20 protein-coding genes are annotated in these 15,945 nt (G+C 61.3%); 13 read left to right on the forward strand and 7 right to left on the reverse strand.

From position 1 onward, the window contains the following. Nucleotides 1-47 precede the first annotated feature (47 nt). Entirely contained in the window at nucleotides 48-407 is a 360-nt protein-coding gene (grxD, locus tag QZ653_RS03165; RefSeq protein WP_296417607.1) for a Grx4 family monothiol glutaredoxin, read from the forward strand. A gap of 74 nt (nucleotides 408-481) precedes the next feature. On the opposite strand, the gene QZ653_RS03170 is transcribed toward grxD, so the two are convergent. Both QZ653_RS03170 and QZ653_RS03175 read right to left on the reverse strand, forming a co-directional pair. Beyond that, nucleotides 482-877, reverse strand: a complete 396-nt coding sequence (locus QZ653_RS03170; protein ID WP_296417532.1) for a cell division protein ZapA — start codon at nucleotides 875-877, stop codon at nucleotides 482-484. Then, entirely contained in the window at nucleotides 864-1,379 is a 516-nt protein-coding gene (locus tag QZ653_RS03175; RefSeq protein WP_296417534.1) for a hypothetical protein, read from the reverse strand. Before QZ653_RS03175 ends, QZ653_RS03170 begins: the two co-directional genes overlap by 14 nt. Before the next feature lie 255 nt (nucleotides 1,380-1,634). Here QZ653_RS03175 and tkt point away from each other — a divergent pair, with 255 nt between their 5' ends. The 3 genes from tkt to QZ653_RS03190 all read left to right on the forward strand — a co-directional run bounded on the left by tkt (nucleotide 1,635) and on the right by QZ653_RS03190 (nucleotide 5,198). Continuing rightward, nucleotides 1,635-3,659, forward strand: a complete 2,025-nt coding sequence (gene tkt, locus QZ653_RS03180; protein ID WP_296417535.1) for a transketolase — start codon at nucleotides 1,635-1,637, stop codon at nucleotides 3,657-3,659. Nucleotides 3,660-3,807: 148 nt separating this feature from the next. Next, nucleotides 3,808-4,527 carry a flavodoxin family protein gene (locus QZ653_RS03185; RefSeq protein ID WP_296417536.1) on the forward strand — a complete coding sequence of 240 codons (720 nt, stop codon included), beginning with the start codon at nucleotides 3,808-3,810 and terminating at the stop codon, nucleotides 4,525-4,527. Between the two features lie 77 nt (nucleotides 4,528-4,604). Further along, nucleotides 4,605-5,198: a DUF4329 domain-containing protein gene (locus tag QZ653_RS03190; protein ID WP_296417538.1), complete on the forward strand. Its 594-nt coding sequence runs from the start codon at nucleotides 4,605-4,607 to the stop codon at nucleotides 5,196-5,198. A gap of 1 nt (nucleotide 5,199) precedes the next feature. Here QZ653_RS03190 and QZ653_RS03195 read toward each other — a convergent pair whose 3' ends face one another. Beyond that, nucleotides 5,200-6,150 (reverse strand): DUF808 domain-containing protein, encoded by a 951-nt coding sequence (locus tag QZ653_RS03195; protein WP_296417540.1) that lies wholly within the window; start codon nucleotides 6,148-6,150, stop codon nucleotides 5,200-5,202. Nucleotides 6,151-6,186: 36 nt separating this feature from the next. Continuing rightward, nucleotides 6,187-6,555, reverse strand: a complete 369-nt coding sequence (locus QZ653_RS03200) for a DoxX family protein (RefSeq protein ID WP_296417542.1) — start codon at nucleotides 6,553-6,555, stop codon at nucleotides 6,187-6,189. Between the two features lie 177 nt (nucleotides 6,556-6,732). Between QZ653_RS03200 and gap (QZ653_RS03205) the strand changes: the two genes are divergently transcribed. The 5 genes from gap (QZ653_RS03205) to QZ653_RS03225 all read left to right on the forward strand — a co-directional run bounded on the left by gap (QZ653_RS03205) (nucleotide 6,733) and on the right by QZ653_RS03225 (nucleotide 9,978). Then, the gene (gap, locus tag QZ653_RS03205; RefSeq protein WP_296417543.1) at nucleotides 6,733-7,752 is read left to right on the forward strand and encodes a type I glyceraldehyde-3-phosphate dehydrogenase; all 1,020 of its coding nucleotides are present in this window, start codon (nucleotides 6,733-6,735) and stop codon (nucleotides 7,750-7,752) included. Nucleotides 7,753-7,805: 53 nt separating this feature from the next. Then, nucleotides 7,806-8,342: a hypothetical protein gene (locus tag QZ653_RS03210; RefSeq protein ID WP_296417544.1), complete on the forward strand. Its 537-nt coding sequence runs from the start codon at nucleotides 7,806-7,808 to the stop codon at nucleotides 8,340-8,342. 43 nt (nucleotides 8,343-8,385) lie between these two features. Continuing rightward, nucleotides 8,386-8,529: a hypothetical protein gene (locus QZ653_RS03215; RefSeq protein ID WP_296417545.1), complete on the forward strand. Its 144-nt coding sequence runs from the start codon at nucleotides 8,386-8,388 to the stop codon at nucleotides 8,527-8,529. Nucleotides 8,530-8,631: 102 nt separating this feature from the next. Further along, nucleotides 8,632-9,636, forward strand: a complete 1,005-nt coding sequence (gene gap / locus QZ653_RS03220) for a type I glyceraldehyde-3-phosphate dehydrogenase (protein WP_296417546.1) — start codon at nucleotides 8,632-8,634, stop codon at nucleotides 9,634-9,636. A gap of 180 nt (nucleotides 9,637-9,816) precedes the next feature. Beyond that, complete coding sequence (locus tag QZ653_RS03225; protein ID WP_296417547.1) at nucleotides 9,817-9,978, forward strand: hypothetical protein; 162 nt, start codon at nucleotides 9,817-9,819, stop codon at nucleotides 9,976-9,978. A gap of 129 nt (nucleotides 9,979-10,107) precedes the next feature. On the opposite strand, the gene coaD is transcribed toward QZ653_RS03225, so the two are convergent. Genes coaD through QZ653_RS03240 form a run of 3 tightly spaced genes read right to left on the reverse strand, consistent with a single transcriptional unit; the run spans nucleotide 10,108 to nucleotide 12,039 of the window. Then, complete coding sequence (coaD, locus tag QZ653_RS03230) at nucleotides 10,108-10,602, reverse strand: pantetheine-phosphate adenylyltransferase (RefSeq protein WP_296417548.1); 495 nt, start codon at nucleotides 10,600-10,602, stop codon at nucleotides 10,108-10,110. A gap of 60 nt (nucleotides 10,603-10,662) precedes the next feature. After that, a complete protein-coding gene (locus QZ653_RS03235) occupies nucleotides 10,663-11,100 on the reverse strand; it encodes a CBS domain-containing protein (protein WP_296417549.1) in 438 nt (145 codons plus the stop codon). 54 nt (nucleotides 11,101-11,154) lie between these two features. Next, nucleotides 11,155-12,039, reverse strand: coding sequence for a LysR family transcriptional regulator (locus QZ653_RS03240; protein WP_296417550.1), 885 nt, complete (start codon nucleotides 12,037-12,039; stop codon nucleotides 11,155-11,157). A gap of 104 nt (nucleotides 12,040-12,143) precedes the next feature. On the opposite strand from QZ653_RS03240, the gene QZ653_RS03245 reads away from it, so the two are divergent. The 4 genes from QZ653_RS03245 to QZ653_RS03260 all read left to right on the forward strand — a co-directional run bounded on the left by QZ653_RS03245 (nucleotide 12,144) and on the right by QZ653_RS03260 (nucleotide 15,885). Then, nucleotides 12,144-13,646, forward strand: a complete 1,503-nt coding sequence (locus QZ653_RS03245) for a CoA-acylating methylmalonate-semialdehyde dehydrogenase (protein WP_296417551.1) — start codon at nucleotides 12,144-12,146, stop codon at nucleotides 13,644-13,646. 116 nt (nucleotides 13,647-13,762) lie between these two features. Further along, nucleotides 13,763-14,092: a cupredoxin family copper-binding protein gene (locus QZ653_RS03250; RefSeq protein ID WP_296417552.1), complete on the forward strand. Its 330-nt coding sequence runs from the start codon at nucleotides 13,763-13,765 to the stop codon at nucleotides 14,090-14,092. Between the two features lie 80 nt (nucleotides 14,093-14,172). Next, nucleotides 14,173-14,730 carry a L,D-transpeptidase gene (locus QZ653_RS03255; protein ID WP_412765987.1) on the forward strand — a complete coding sequence of 186 codons (558 nt, stop codon included), beginning with the start codon at nucleotides 14,173-14,175 and terminating at the stop codon, nucleotides 14,728-14,730. 36 nt (nucleotides 14,731-14,766) lie between these two features. Continuing rightward, nucleotides 14,767-15,885, forward strand: coding sequence for a carboxylate-amine ligase (locus tag QZ653_RS03260; protein ID WP_296417554.1), 1,119 nt, complete (start codon nucleotides 14,767-14,769; stop codon nucleotides 15,883-15,885). Nucleotides 15,886-15,945 lie beyond the last annotated feature (60 nt).

Below are 15,945 nucleotides of genomic sequence, written 5' to 3' on the forward strand. Positions count from 1 at the left end.
CACGCACGGGCTATGATGCCCGCCAAAGCACCAAAAAGGACGAACCGATGACCGCAGAGACCCAAATCAAAGACACCGTGACCAGCAACGATGTTGTGCTGTTCATGAAGGGCACCAAATCCATGCCCCAATGCGGGTTCTCAAGCCGTGTGGCCGGTGTTCTCAACTTCATGGGCGTTGAGTTTCACGACGTGAACGTGCTGGCCGATGAAGACATTCGTCAGGGCATCAAGGACTATTCCGATTGGCCCACCATCCCCCAGCTTTACGTCAAAGGCGAATTTGTGGGCGGTTGCGACATCATCACGGAAATGACCTTGTCCGGCGAACTCGACACGCTTCTGGATGAAAACGGCGTCACCTACGACAAAGACGCGGCCAATAAAATCCGCGAAGCCAACGCCTGAACAATCGCAACGAAAATCAAAAAGCGCCCCGTCTCATTCGGACCGGGGCGCTTTTTGGTGTTTGCGGGGCGAATTTAGCCTGCCTTTGCCTCTACAGCATCAGCCAGTTCTTCGGCCTGTGCGGCGATGGCCTGCAGGGCTTCAATGCTTTGGGCTGGCACCACCGGCACCTCTACCTCGACGCGTTCGGGTTCGGCCACTGCGCTGCCTGCGGACCCAAGCTGCGCCTGCGCTTGCGCCAGTCGGCTCTCCGCCTCGCGCACCTTGTCCTCAAGCCCTGCTGTGCGGTCCGCCAGCAACAGACCCGCCATCAACAACATCCGGCTTTCGGGCATCCGCCCGATCTGCGTGCTCAGCGACGACGCCTCCACATCCAGCATCGCTGCCGCCGTCATCAGGAATTGCTCCTCGCCATCCTGACAGGCCACTTCAAAGGACCGGCCCCCGATCTTGATCTCAACCTGTGGCATCGCTGGCCTCCTTTTCGATGATCGGTGTCAATTCATCCAAGATCGCGTCCATCTCTGCCGCATCGGCGGCGCGGGTCGCGCGCAGGGCGTCCAGTTCGGCCATCATGGCCTTGTTGACCAGATGTGGCTCGCTCACGCCCTTGGCCACGGCGTCGCGCAACTGGCTGTTGTTGTCCCGCAGTTCTGCATTGGTCTGGCGCAGACGTTGCAATTCACGGTCCATGCGGGCCGCACGGGCACGGGCCGCTTCGACGCTGGCCTCCAACTCGGCCAGTTTGCCGTCCTGACGTTCCTTCAGCAGCTTCACCCGTTCTTCCAGCTGGGCATTGGCTGTCTGTTCTTCATCCAGCTTGGCCGTCAGGTCCGCCACTGTGGCCTGCGCCTCGGCGTCATCTTCGACCGGTGCTGGGGCCCCGGCGGGGGCATCCAGCCCGTCCAAACCCACCTTGATCCGCGCCAGAGCCGCTGCAATGCGGCCCTCTAATTCGGGAAGTTCACTCATCCGCCTGTCCTTTCCAGCCCCCCAAACCATGCGTCATGTCCGCCAAGGGGCCGCTGCCACCGGGCTGCTTGATCGAATCGCGCCCGCTTTCCAAAAGCCTAATCAAACCGCAGCCCCCCCGCAAACGGCGAAAAATGCGCGCCATCAGCACGTTACGGCAAAGCTTTCATGTAGGCCCACAGCATCCTTGATCTTGGACCCTGCCCTGATATGACCCTTTCAACGCAATTTTCGTCAAACAAAGGATCACGCCCCGTGGACATCCAAGCCCTCCGGTCAGCCCACCCCGAACACTGGATGCGCGCCGCCGCGATCCGCACATTGACGCTGGATGCCGTCGCCGCCGCCAATTCCGGCCATTCCGGTATGCCCATGGGCATGGCCGATGTGGCCACGGTCCTGTTTGAAAAACACCTGCGGTTTGACCCCAAGGCCCCGCACTGGCCCGACCGTGACCGGTTCATTCTGTCGGCAGGTCACGGCTCTATGCTGATCTATTCGCTGTTGCACCTGACGGGCTATGAACAGGCCACGTTGCAACAGCTGAAAGACTTCCGCCAATGGGGCGCGCGCACGGCGGGTCACCCCGAATATGGCCACCTTGAAGGCGTCGAAACCACCACCGGCCCCTTGGGCCAAGGCATCGCCAATTCCGTGGGCTTCGCACTGGCCGAAGAAATCCTGCGCGCGCAGTACGGCAAAAACATCATCAACCACCACACCTATGTCATCGCAGGCGACGGCTGCCTGATGGAAGGCGTCAGCCAGGAGGCGATCGGCCTTGCCGGTATGCAAAAGCTGGGCCACCTGATCGTGTTCTTTGACAACAACAACATCACCATCGACGGCACGGTCGATATGGCCGACATCACCGACCAGACCGCCCGGTTCGAGGCGTCGGGGTGGCATGTGCTGGAAATTGACGGCCATGATCCGGACGCTATTGATGCGGCCATCATCGCGGCCAAGGCGGAAACCAACCGCCCCACCATGATCAACTGCAAGACCCACATCGCCTTGGGCCACGCGGCACAAGACACGTCCAAAGGCCACGGCGCGCTGACCGATCCAGAACAGCTTGAAGCCGCCAAGAAAGCCTATGGCGCCGATTGGGCCCCTTTCGACATCCCCGCCGACATCAAATCCCAGTGGGAAGGGTTCGGCGCACGCGGGGCCACCGCCCGCACCGAATGGCAGGCGCGGTTCGACAAGTTGAGCAAGTCCAAACAGGACGAATTCAACCGCGCCTTTGCGCTGGATGCGCCCAAGAAACTGTCTGCCACGATCAAGGCGTTCAAAAAGCAGGCGTCTGAAGCAGCCAAGAAAACCGCAACCCGTTCGTCATCCGAAGCTGTGTTGCAGGTCATCAACCCCATCATGCAGGAAACCGTCGGCGGATCGGCCGACCTCACCGGGTCCAACAACACCAAAACCGCTGATCTGGGCGTGCACACGCCGGACAACCGCGCCGGTCGCTACATCCACTACGGCATCCGTGAACACGGGATGGCCGCTGCGATGAACGGCATGGTCCTGCACGGCGGCATCCGCCCCTATGGCGGCACGTTCATGTGTTTCACCGACTATGCGCGCGGGGCCATGCGCCTGTCCGCGTTGATGGAAGTGCCTACGGTCTACGTCATGACGCACGACAGCATCGGTCTGGGCGAAGATGGCCCGACCCACCAGCCGGTCGAACATCTGGCCCTGCTGCGCGCCACGCCCAACACCAACGTCTTCCGCCCTGCGGACACGGTTGAGGTGGCTGAGGCTTGGGAACTGGCGCTGACCGACAAGAAAACGCCGTCCGTTTTGTGCCTGTCCCGTCAGGGCCTGCCGGTCGTGCGCACAGATCACAAAACCAAGAACATGACCGCCCAAGGCGCCTATGTTCTGGCCGACGCCGAGGCCGGAAAACGTCAGGCGATCCTCATGGCCTCCGGCTCTGAGGTCAGTGTCGCCATGGAGGCCCGCGCCATTCTTGAGGCCGAAGGCATCGGCACCCGCGTGGTGTCCATGCCGTGCTGGGAATTGTTCGAAGCGCAGGATGAGAAAATCCGCAAGCGCGTGCTGCCCGGTGGCCCCGTCCGCGTCGCGGTTGAGGCGGGCGTCCGGCTTGGCTGGGACAAATGGCTGCTGGGCGAACGGGGCCGCGAAACCAAGGCCGGTTTTGTGGGCATGGACAGCTTCGGTGCCTCCGCCCCTGCCCCCACACTCTTTGAAAAGTTCGGCATCACCGCCGAGGCCACGGCCCAAAAGGTCCGCGACCTGCTGGGCTAAGGCACCCGATCTATTCTGACGCCAAGCCGTCCCGATATCTTTCGGGGCGGCTTTTTTAATCCGCCGCTTCACGTTTCGATGAGGACCGGCGACAAGCCTGCGCCCCGCGCTACCTTACGTGCTTCCACACCTGCGCATAGGCCCCCAAATGACCGACTTTTCCGACCTCTCCGCCCTGTTCATAAACACCACCCTGAAACGAGAGCCGGAGGAAAGTCACACCAAGCTGTTGATGAACGCCTCTGCCAGGATCATGGGCGATGCGGGGGTGACGGTTGAACATGTCCATATGCTTAGCCACCAAATCCCGCCCGGCATTTATCCCGATATGACGGACCATGGATGGGATCGCGATGACTGGCCCCAAATCTGGGACAAAGTGCTCGCTGCCGACATTCTGGTGATCGGCACGCCCCTGTGGCTGGGGGAGGAATCCTCTGTCTGTCGCATCCTGATCGAACGCCTTTATGGCATGTCGGGGGAGTTGAACGACAAAGGCCAATCCGTGTTCTACGGCAAGACCGCCGGTTGCGTGATCACCGGCAACGAAGACGGCATCAAACATGCCGCCATGACCATCGGCTACGCCATGTCCCATCTGGGCTACACCATTCCCCCGCAAGCCGATTGCGGCTGGATCGGGGAGGCCGGCCCCGGCCCGTCCTACGGCGACGCAGCAGACGACGGCAGCCGCATCGGTTTCGACAACGATTTCACCAAACGCAACACCACCATCATGACGTGGAACCTGATGCATCTTGCACGAATGCTGAAATCCGCAGGCGGGTATCCCAATCAGGGCAACGACCGCACCGCATGGGACGCAGGCGCACGGTTCGGGTTCGAGAACCCCGAATACCGCAGCTGACAGGCTTGTCGTTGTGCGCAGGCAGGGTTCTGATAGGGTCGCGACATCGCAATAGAAAGCCACGTTTCATGGTCCGCATGTCTGCCCTTATCGCTGCACTCTTTCTGTCTGCTTGCGCGGACGGCGGGACGCCTACGATCACCAAGCCGGGCGTTGGCCAGCCTGTGTCGGGGGGCTTTTCGGTGGTGGCACCGGGCGCGCCCTCGGGTCCGGTGGTGGACCAGTTCGCGCGCAACTTTCTGAACACAATACAGGCGGCGTCCATCCGCGACCGGGCAGAATACTGCGGCTATATCTTCTTAAATTCCGCAGGCCAGCTTCAGGCGACCCTGCCCCGGCGCGGCACCTTTGCCAGCTGCGAAATGCCTGTGCCCGAACAGGGGCGCGGCATCATTGCCAGCTATCATACCCATGGGGCCTTTGATCAGGGGTATGACAACGAAGTGCCCTCGACCCTTGATCTGCTGTCGGATTTCCAGTTCGGAATGGACGGATATGTCTCCACCCCCGGTGGGCGTGTCTGGCTGGTGGATGTGCAAACCCGTACCACCCGGCAGCTGTGCGGACGCGGCTGCGTGATCAGTGACCCGCTCTACCGCGACACAGGCGATGCAGGCATCCGCCCTGTCTACACCCTGCAATCATTGCAACAACGCCAAGGCGTGTTTTAGGTCAGTGTGCAGCGGCCTTCTTGCCGCCAAACAGCGGTTTGAGGATTTTGGTCACCACAGGGATCAAGGCCAGTCCGACAACCAGCCCGAAAATGCCGTCCAGTCCAGCGGTGATCAGCCAAGCGACAAAGCCCGTGAAACCGGCGGCGGCGGCCTTGATCGGCGCGTAGGGCCAGTCAATGCCAAGGTGGTGCAATTCATTGACCAAAATCGACCCACCGACCCACAGCATCGCTAAAGTCCCCACAAAGGACAGTAAGATCAGGAAATACGGCATCGCCTTGACCAAACCTGTCCCAAAGGACCGCGTCAGCCCCGTGCGCCCGTTGGCGGCCATCCACAGCCCGGTGTCGTCGGCCTTCACGATCAAGGCGACAGCGCCGTAAACCACGACCGTGACCAGCACCGCGACAATGGCCAGCGCCATGCCCTGCAGCCAGATCGACGCATCGGGATAGTTGCTGGTGATCTCGTTCAGCGTAATCGTCATAATTTCAGCCGACAGGATGAAATCGGTCTTGATCGCCCCGCGCACGCGGGTTTCTTCCAGATGGGCGGGGTCTTTGATTTCTTCTTTGTTGACGTGATTGTCCTTGTGCGGGGCCAACACGTGCCAGACCTTTTCGGCCCCTTCAAAGCACAGATAAAGACCGCCCAGCATCAGAAGAAAAATCAGCACAATCGGCGCAAAGGCCTGCAGCACCATGGCCACGGGCAACAAGATCACCAGTTTGTTGAAAAACGACGCCCGCGCGATTTTCCAGATAATCGGCAATTCGCGCTTGGGATCAAGGCCGGTCACGTATTTGGGCGTGACGGCCGCATCATCAATCACTACCCCTGCGGCCTTGGTGCCTGCCTTCGCAGCCATGCCCGCCACATCATCAACCGATGCCGCCGCAATCCGCGTCAGGGCGACCACGTCGTCCAAAAGGGCAATCAATCCGCTCATGTCGTTCTCCTTACGTCTTGCGGCGCAACCTAGCCCTTAGGCGCGGTCCCGCAAGCCCCCGCAGACAGCCAAGGCCAGACAGCCCCCCGCAATCGCCCAGTTTTTGACAAAGATCGACATTTGCCACGGGTCATCGGGTTGCAGATGAAACAGGCTGGTGACCGCACAATAGGCCCCCGCTGCCAAAGCCACAGCCCGCAACTGCCAGCCTGCGATTAACGCCACCCCCACGGCGCCATTGAACACAAGTGCAGGCCAGACCAGCACCGCAGGCAGCCCCCAATCGCCCAGCAACGCCATGGCAGGCGCGGCATCCATGGCCTTTTGCACCGCTCCGCCCACAAACAATGCCGCAATCAACAGCCGCGCCGCCAGCACCAAGCCTATGTCCAAACGATTCCCCATCTGCGTCCCCTTCATGTCCCGACCCACATTGTTAGCGCAACCGCCCCCGCAGCGTTAGCGCAAACCTGATATGTGAGCGCAACCATTACCGCTAACATATTGAAACCTATTCACCTTTTCCTTGGTCCACAACGGCATACCGCCTACAAACACCCTAACGCACCAAAGGAGACCACCATGACCGTCACCATCGGCATCAACGGATTTGGCCGGATCGGCCGCTGCACCCTGTCCCACATCGCCGAGGCCGCGCGCAACGACGTTCAGGTGGTCAAAATCAACGCCACGGGACCGGTGGAAACCAATGCCCACCTGCTGCGCTACGACTCTGTCCATGGCCGCTTCCCCGGTGAGATTACGGTCAAGGACGGCAAACTGGACCTTGGCCGTGGACCCATCGACGTGATGTCCACCTATGACCCGACCGAACTGGATTGGGGCGGCTGCGATGTCGTCCTCGAATGCACCGGCAAATTCAACGACGGCGAAAAATCCAGTGTGCATCTCGATCGCGGCGCGGGCAAGGTCCTGATCTCTGCGCCTGCCACAAACGTTGACCGGACAATCGTCTACGGCGTCAACCACCGCGAACTTGAGGCCCGCGACCGCATGGTGTCCAACGGGTCGTGCACAACCAACTGCCTCGCCCCGCTGGTCAAGGTCCTCAATGATGCGATCGGCATTGAACGCGGGCTGATGACAACCATCCACAGCTACACCGGTGATCAACCAACGCTGGACCGCCGCCATACTGACCTCTACCGCGCGCGTGCAGCGGCCATGGCGATGATCCCCACCTCCACCGGGGCCGCCAAGGCCCTGTCGCTGGTGCTGCCCGAAATGGAAGGCCGCCTTGACGGCACCGCCCTGCGGGTGCCCACCCCCAACGTCTCCGCCGTGGATCTGACGTTCGAGGCCGCCAAATCCGTCACCGTCGCAGACGTCAACGCCGTCGTGGCCGAGGCCTGCGCAGGCCACATGGGCATGGTCATGTCCTATGACCCCGATCCCAAAGTCAGCATCGACTTCAACCATACCCCCCACTCCTCCATCTTCGCCCCCGATCAGACCAAAGTGATTGGCGGCCCGACCGCGGGCACCGGCAAAACCGTGCGCGTGCTGGCGTGGTATGACAACGAATGGGGCTTTTCGGTGCGCATGGCCGATGTGGCCGCGCATATGGGCCGCCTGAACTAGGTCAAATTTCTGCCGCTTTGGCGGGTTAGTGTCTTCATCCGAAAGGATCGGGCATGATCGAAGACGCCTACGACAGGAAAATCCGCCAGCAGGTCGAATGGGAAACCCGCTTGTCCTTCCGCATCAGTCTGGCGCGGCTTGTGCTGGGCGCGGGACTGATCACGCTTGGTGTGGCCCTCTGGCTGCAGGCCACCCTGAACGAAGACTATCTGCTGCCTGTCCTCAGCATCCTTCTAGCCGCTCTTGTACTGGCCGGGGTCACGTTCGGTCTGGGCCGCTTGGCCAAGATCGGGCGCTATCTGTCGTTTCACCGCAAAAGCTGGACCCGCAAAGGCACCGTGGCCCGCGCCAATGCGGTCTATGATGCGGTCAACAGCCTTGACGGCGACAGCACCGCCCTCCAGCGGCTGCACAAAAAGACCCGGATCGTGTTATGGGGCCGGATGTGCGGCCTTGCGGTCATCGCTCTGCTGATCGCCACAAACCTCTGGGCCGAACGTCAGGCGCATTTTGACCGTTACGGCACTTATTGCGCCGTGCGCGGCAGCCCCGATGACACGGGCACCATAATCTATACCCCACAGTGTTGAACCGCCCCTCGACAGACGCCGCGTTTCATGGCCTAACGCGTGCATGACAACACGCCTTGCCCTTTTGCTGATGGCCCTCATCGTGGGCTTTTTTGTGCTCGATCATTACGTTTTGCAGCTTAACGCCTTTATTTTCCTGTCGAAAAAAGGGCTTGAACTGATTACGGCCCTCGCCTTCTGGCGCTGACGCCAAACCCGCTTGACGTTCCGTCCATAATCGCGATGTTAGCGCCAACGGTGGACGCAGCCTGCGGCCACACTAGCTCTATCCAAAATTATGGAGGCTCCCATGACCGTCAAAGTAGCAATCAACGGCTTCGGCCGCATCGGCCGCAACGTGCTGCGCGCCATCATCGAATCCGGCCGCACCGATATCGAGGTCATCGCGATCAACGATCTTGGCCCGGTGGAAACCAACGCGCATCTGCTGCAATACGACAGCGTGCATGGCCGCTTCCCGGTCGACGTGAAAACCACCGAAGACAGCATCGACGTGGGCCGTGGCCCGATCAAGGTCTCCGCCATCCGCAACCCCGCCGACCTGCCGTGGTCCGACGTGGATGTGGTTCTGGAATGCACCGGCATTTTCACCTCCAAAGAGGCCTGTCAGGCGCATTTGGAAAACGGCTCGTCCCGCGTTCTGATTTCCGCACCTGGCAAGGACGCCGACAAGACCATCGTCTTCGGCGTCAACGACGGTGAACTGACAGCCGACGACATCGTCGTGTCCAACGCGTCGTGCACCACGAACTGTCTGGCACCTGTGGCCAAGGTTCTCAACGACGGGCTGGGCATCAAACGCGGCTTCATGACCACCGTGCACAGCTACACCGGCGACCAGCCGACGCTCGATACGATGCACAAGGACCTCTACCGCGCGCGCGCAGCCGCCATGTCCATGATCCCCACGTCCACGGGTGCCGCCAAGGCCGTGGGCCTCGTGCTGCCCGAACTGGACGGCAAACTGGACGGCGTGGCGATCCGCGTGCCCACGCCCAATGTCTCCTGCGTTGATCTGACGTTCGAGGCTGCCCGCGATACAACAGCGGAAGAAATCAACGACATCATCCGCGCCGCCGCCGCCGAAGGCCCTCTTAAAGGCATCCTCGGCGTGACGGACGCCAAACTGGTGAGCCAGGATTTCAACCACGACCCGCGCAGTTCCACCTTTGCGACGGACCAGACCAAAGTCATGGACGGCAACCTGTGCCGGATCCTCACATGGTATGACAACGAATGGGGCTTCTCCAACCGGATGAGCGATACAGCCGTGGCCATGGCCAAGTTCCTGTAGACCCTGCACCATCCCAACCAAAACGGGGCGGCCTCCATGGCCGCCCCTTTTTTGTGCGGATCACAAAAAACCCATGCAAAAAACGCAAAGCCGATTGACCAAAACCGGCCCTAGTGCCCCCCGCCCGATCGCCTAAATCTGGATCAAGACGAAACACAGCACTCTTGAAAGGATGCACCGATGACCATGATCAACACCCTGCGTGACCGCCTTGCCAAACGTGCCGCCTACGCCCGCACCCGCCGCGCCATCGCCAACCTGCCCACCGGCCTCGCTGTCGAAGATCTGGGCATCTACCCCGGTGACGCCCGCCAGATCGCAACCCGCGCGGTCTACGGGTAAGCGCCACGTCCCTGCTTCATCTGGCCCGAAAAACTCCCCCCGGAGGGCCGTTGTCCACCAGATGCCCCCCCGCATGGTTCGGGCTCACACCACCACGGTCGCCCATCAAAACAACGCCGCGTCAGCGGCTCATTTTTGCAACCGCGCCATAAGGGCCGCGCGCACGGCGGGGGTGACGAATTTTGACACATCCCCGCCCAGTCGTGCGATTTCCTTCACCAGCTTGCTGGCAATCGCCTGATGCTGGGCCTCGGCCATCAAAAAGACCGTCTCCACGCTGTCATCCAGCTGCCGGTTCATCCCGACCATCTGGTATTCATATTCAAAATCCGCCACCGCCCGCAGTCCGCGAATGATGATCGACGCCTCCACGTCCTTGGCGCAGTCAATCAGCAGGTTTTCAAAGGGATGCGCCACGATCTCACAGCCGGTCTGCGCAGAGAGCGCCGCACATTCCGCCTCGATCATCGCCACCCGTTCTTCCAAGGAAAACAACGGCCCCTTGTCGCGGTTGATCGCGATACCAATGACCAAGCGGTCCACCAGCGAACAGGCCCGCCGGATGATGTCCAGATGCCCCAGGGTCACAGGGTCAAACGTGCCGGGGTACAATCCAATGCGCATGTGCGGGCCTCATCTTAATCTTGGCGGCCAAGCAACATCATTGCGCGCCCTATGGCAACCCTAATGGCCCATCACCATGCCTTCCAGCGCGTCGCGTTCCATCGCCAACTCTGCCAGCCGCGCCTTGACCACGTCGCCAATGGAAATCAGCCCCACCAGCTTGCCGTCCTCAATCACCGGCATATGGCGGAACCGTCCTTCGGTCATTTTGCCCAGCACGGAATCCGACGTGTCACCCACCCCGCAGGTCACCAGCTTGGTCGTCATCATCGTGCCAACGGTTTCCGCCAGACAGCCCGCGCCCTGTTTGCCCAGATTGCGCACAATATCGCGTTCGGACAAAATTCCCGCCGCTGTGGCCCCGGCATCATCGCTGACCACGATCGTCCCGATCCGCCGGTCCGACATGATCGCTGCGGCCTCGGACACCGACGCATCCGACCCCAAGGTCAACACCCCGTCCACGGCCTTTGATTTCAAAATCTGGGACACGATCATGGCTTTCTCCTTATGTGATAGGCCCCCAGCCTAGCGCCCTGCCCCCCACACGTGTCAAGGGATGGCCCCTTCCAGCCGCGCAACCTCCGCGCGAAGACCTGCTGAAACGGCCTCCGCAAACCGGGTCAATCTCTCGGATTTACGGTCGCTCAGATGGCGGACCAGATAAAAAGATCGCACCAGCGACACCTCCTCCGTGAGCACGCGGCGGACCTCGGGCATGGCGGGTAAGGCAAAGTCATGGACGATCCCCACGCCCGCGCCTGCGCGCAGCGCCATGGCCTGCACCGCCACGGAATTGGACGCCAGCTGCACCCCGCCTGCCGCCAGCGGGCCCAGATAATCCAACTCCTTGTCGAAAATCATATCGGGGATGTAGCCCACGAAGGGCACGTCTTTCAGGTCCGCGCGGGTCGTGATTTTGGCCGCAATCTGCGCCTCAGCCGCCAGATGCAGGCGGTAGTCGGTGATTTTCTGCACCAACAGCCGCCCCGCATCGGGGCGCGACACGGTCAGGGCCATATCGGCCTCCCGTTTGCTGAGGTTCACCACCCGTGGCAGGGCAAGGATCTGGATTTCCAGCCCCGGATTCTCCGCCCCGATGCGCGCGCAGACCTGCGGCAGCAGGTAATTTGCGGCCCCGTCCGGCGCACCAATGCGGATTTGGCCGCTCAACTGCCCGGTCTGCGCCTCTGCGGCTTCGGCCACTTGGCCCAACGCGGCCTCCGCTGCCTCTGCGGCAGGCAGCATCCGCGCACCCAGATCGGTCAGCGCGTAGCCTTGCGGAGATTTCACAAAACACGCACCCACCCGCGCCTCCAGCCGCGCAATGCGTCGGCCCACGGTGGCCGCGTCCATCCGCAATCGGGGTGCCGCACGGCTGAGGCTTTCGGCGCGGGCCACCGCCAGAAACACCCGCATGTCATCCCATTGATCCATCCCTTCCCCCTGCGTTTTTGCAAAACAACTTTGGCAAACTGACGCTTTATGCGGCGAAAACGCAAGGCTATGATGCCCGCAACCACACCTTTAGGGAGGACATCATGACAACCGAATTGACCCATTACATCGGCGGCGCACACGTCAAAGGCACGTCCGGCCGCTTTGCCGACGTCTTCAACCCCGCCACGGGCGAGGTGCAGGGCAAACTCCCCCTCGCCTCTGCGGCAGAGCTTGACCACGCCGTCGCCGTCGCCGCCAAAGCGCAGCCCGCATGGGCCGCCACCAACCCCCAGCGCCGCGCGCGGGTTCTGATGGCCTTCGTCGGGCTTTTGAACCGCGACATGGACAAACTGGCCGAAGCGCTCAGCCGTGAACACGGCAAAACCATCCCCGACGCCAAGGGCGACGTGCAGCGCGGGCTTGAGGTCGTGGAATACTGCATCGGCGCGCCGGAACTGCTGAAAGGCGAATACACCGATGGCGCAGGCCCCGGCATCGACATCTATTCCATGCGTCAGGCGCTGGGTGTGACCGCAGGCATCACGCCATTCAACTTTCCCGCGATGATCCCCATGTGGATGTTCGCGCCCGCCATCGCCTGTGGCAATGCCTTCATCCTGAAGCCGTCCGAACGGGACCCGTCTGTGCCGCTGATGCTCGCTGAATTGATGGAAGAAGCAGGCCTGCCGCCGGGCATCCTGCAGGTCGTCAATGGCGACAAGGAAAGCGTCGATGCAATCCTCGACAACGAAGTAATCCAGTCTGTGGGCTTTGTCGGCTCCACCCCCATTGCGGAATACATCTACGGGCGCGGTTGTTCCAATGGCAAACGTGTGCAGTGTTTCGGCGGGGCCAAAAACCACATGATCATCATGCCAGACGCCGACATGGGCCAAGCCGCCGACGCGCTGGTCGGTGCGGGCTATGGGGCTGCGGGCGAACGCTGCATGGCCATTTCTGTGGCCGTCCCCGTGGGGGACGAGACGGCGGATCGTCTGATTGAAGAACTTATCCCCCGCATCGAAAAGCTGCGCGTCGGCCCCTATACCTCGGGCGATGACGTGGATTACGGCCCTGTGGTTACGGCAGCCGCCAAACAAAACATCCTCGGCCTTGTGCAATCCGGCATTGATCAAGGGGCCGAACTGGTCGTCGACGGGCGCGATTTCTCGCTCCAAGGCTACGAAGACGGCTTCTTTGTGGGCCCGCATCTGTTTGACCGCGTGACGCCTGATATGGACATCTACAAAACGGAAATCTTCGGCCCTGTCCTGAGCACCGTGCGCGCGGGCAGCTATGAAGAGGCGATCGGCCTCGCCATGGATCATGAATACGGAAACGGCACCGCGATCTTCACCCGCGACGGCGACGCGGCCCGCGATTTCGCCAATCGCATCAACGTCGGCATGGTGGGGATCAACGTCCCCATTCCAGTGCCACTGGCCTATCACACCTTTGGCGGCTGGAAAAAATCGGCCTTTGGTGACCTGAACCAGCACGGCCCCGATGCGTTCAAATTCTACACACGCACCAAGACCGTAACCGCCCGCTGGCCGTCGGGCATCAAGGAAGGTGGCGAATTTAATTTCAAAGCGATGGATTAATTTCACCCGTTAACCAAAAAATGTGACAGGTGTTGAAACTTAAGTAATCGATACCTCGTAGCTACAGCTGTCCGGTTCGAAAGGATCGGGCAGTTTGCATTTGAAAGGACTACCCCATGACCACCCGTCGCCAATTCCTCACCCGCGCTGCAACCGCCGCAGCGGCCCTCCCCCTGCTGGCGACCGTTGCCCGCGCCGAAACCCATGTTGTGACCATCAAGAACATGGCATTTTCCCCCGCTGACCTGACGATTGCGCCTGGCGATACCGTCACATGGGTCAACGAAGATCGCATGCGCCACTCCGCCGAGGATCTCAACGGTGCGTTTGACACGGGCCTTCTTGGCCGTGGCGACAGCGCCAGCCTGACGTTCGGCAACTCCGGCTCGTTCAGCTACCGCTGCGGTCCGCACCGCAACATGCGCGGCACCATCACGATCGCATAATTCCGCCGATCACGCGCCCGTGAGGGGAGTTGCATTGAAAGCGCGTCTCGTCCATGTGAAAGGCAAGTAAATCCACATTGATGGGGCACGCTATGCAATCGAAACGCACATTCCTCCTCACGGCCAGCGCCGCACTCGCCACACCCATGCTGGCGCGTGCGCAACAGGCCACACCTGACCGCAACGCATCGTCCTTTGTGACGCAAGACTGGCAGGACCATTTCCAATCCCTGGGCAAAGGCGCGATCCTTGCCGATATTACATCGCGCGCGCTGCATTATTGGGACCCGGACGGGACCTACCATCTTTATCCGTCCTCTGTCCCCCTGACCGAAGAATTGACCCGTCGCGGCTATTCCGAAATCGTGCGCAAGCGCGTGGGCCCATCCTGGACGCCCACCGCAAACATGCGTGAACGCGACCCGACGCTGCCGGTCAGCATCGAAGGCGGCGATCCCGGCAATCCGCTGGGCACCCATGCCATGTACCTGACGTGGCCTGCTTATCTGATCCATGGCACCCACGACACGCGCAAGATCGGTCGTCAAAGCTCCTCTGGCTGCATTGGTCTTTACAACGAACATATCGCGGATCTCTACGGGCGCGTCGAAGTCGGCTGTCAGGTCCGTCTGCTGTGACTTTACCCCGTGCCCCAAACCCGTCAGGGTTGGGGCATGACAGAACCTGATTTTACCATCGGCGTTGAGGAGGAGTACCTCCTCGTCAACACGGACACCCGCGCGCTGGCTGAGGTGCCCCCCGCCATGATGAAGGCTTGCAAAGCCGCCCTTGGCGATAAGGTCAGCCCCGAATTCCTGCAATGCCAGATCGAAATCGGCACCGGCATCTGCCAGACGGCCGAGGACGCCCGCACGGAACTTGCCCACCTGCGCCGCACCATTCGTGACCTTGCGGCTGACCACGGGCTGGCCCCCATCGCCGCCTCATGCCATCCGCTGGCCGACTGGAAACACCAAAGCCACACAGACCGGGACCGTTACAACCAGCTTAAACGCGATCTGGGCGGCGTGGGTCGGCGCATGTTGATCTGCGGGATGCACGTCCATGTGGGGCTGAACGACAACGCCTTGCGCGCCGACCTTATGGGGCAACTGAGCTACTTTCTGCCGCATCTTCTGGCGCTTTCCGCTTCCTCACCCTTCTGGCAAGGGGAGGATACGGGCCTCGCCTCTTACCGGCTGTCGGTCTTTGACAACCTGCCCCGCACCGGACTGCCCCCCGCCGTAGACAGCTGGGAGGCCTACCAGCGGTCCGTCAACACGTTGGTTGATCTCGGCGTCATCGAAGACAGCAGCAAAATCTGGTGGGATCTGCGCCCCTCGGCTGCCTTCCCCACTTTGGAAACACGCATTTGCGATGTCTCCCCACGATTAAGCCACACGGTCGGCCTTGCCGCTCTGGTCCAATGTCTCACCCGGATGCTTTGGCGGCTGAAACAGAAAAACCAGCGCTGGCGCAAATACGATATGTTTTTGGTGCAGGAAAACCGCTGGCGCGCCCAGCGGTATGGCACCACCGAAGGATTGATCGACTTTGGCCGGGGCGACATCGTGCCCTTTGCCGAATTGTTCGACGATATCATGGCGCTGGTGGATGAAGACGCAGGCATCCTGCAATGCACCCGCGCCTTGGACGACCTGCGCGATATCGTGACCAACGGCACCAGCAGCGACCGCCAACGCGCCGTCTATAACGCGACCGAGGGCGACCAGCCCGCCAAATGCGCCGCTGTCGTCGATCACCTGATCGCGGAATTCAGCGCCGATCTTTAGCCGCCGCCCCGCGACGGGGAACCATCGGCCGCGCGGGCGGTTGTGTCTTCAAGCTAAAGG

Origin of the sequence: Pseudooctadecabacter sp., from assembly GCF_020627745.1 — a bacterium.
Classification (GTDB): Bacteria; Pseudomonadota; Alphaproteobacteria; order Rhodobacterales; family Rhodobacteraceae; genus Octadecabacter.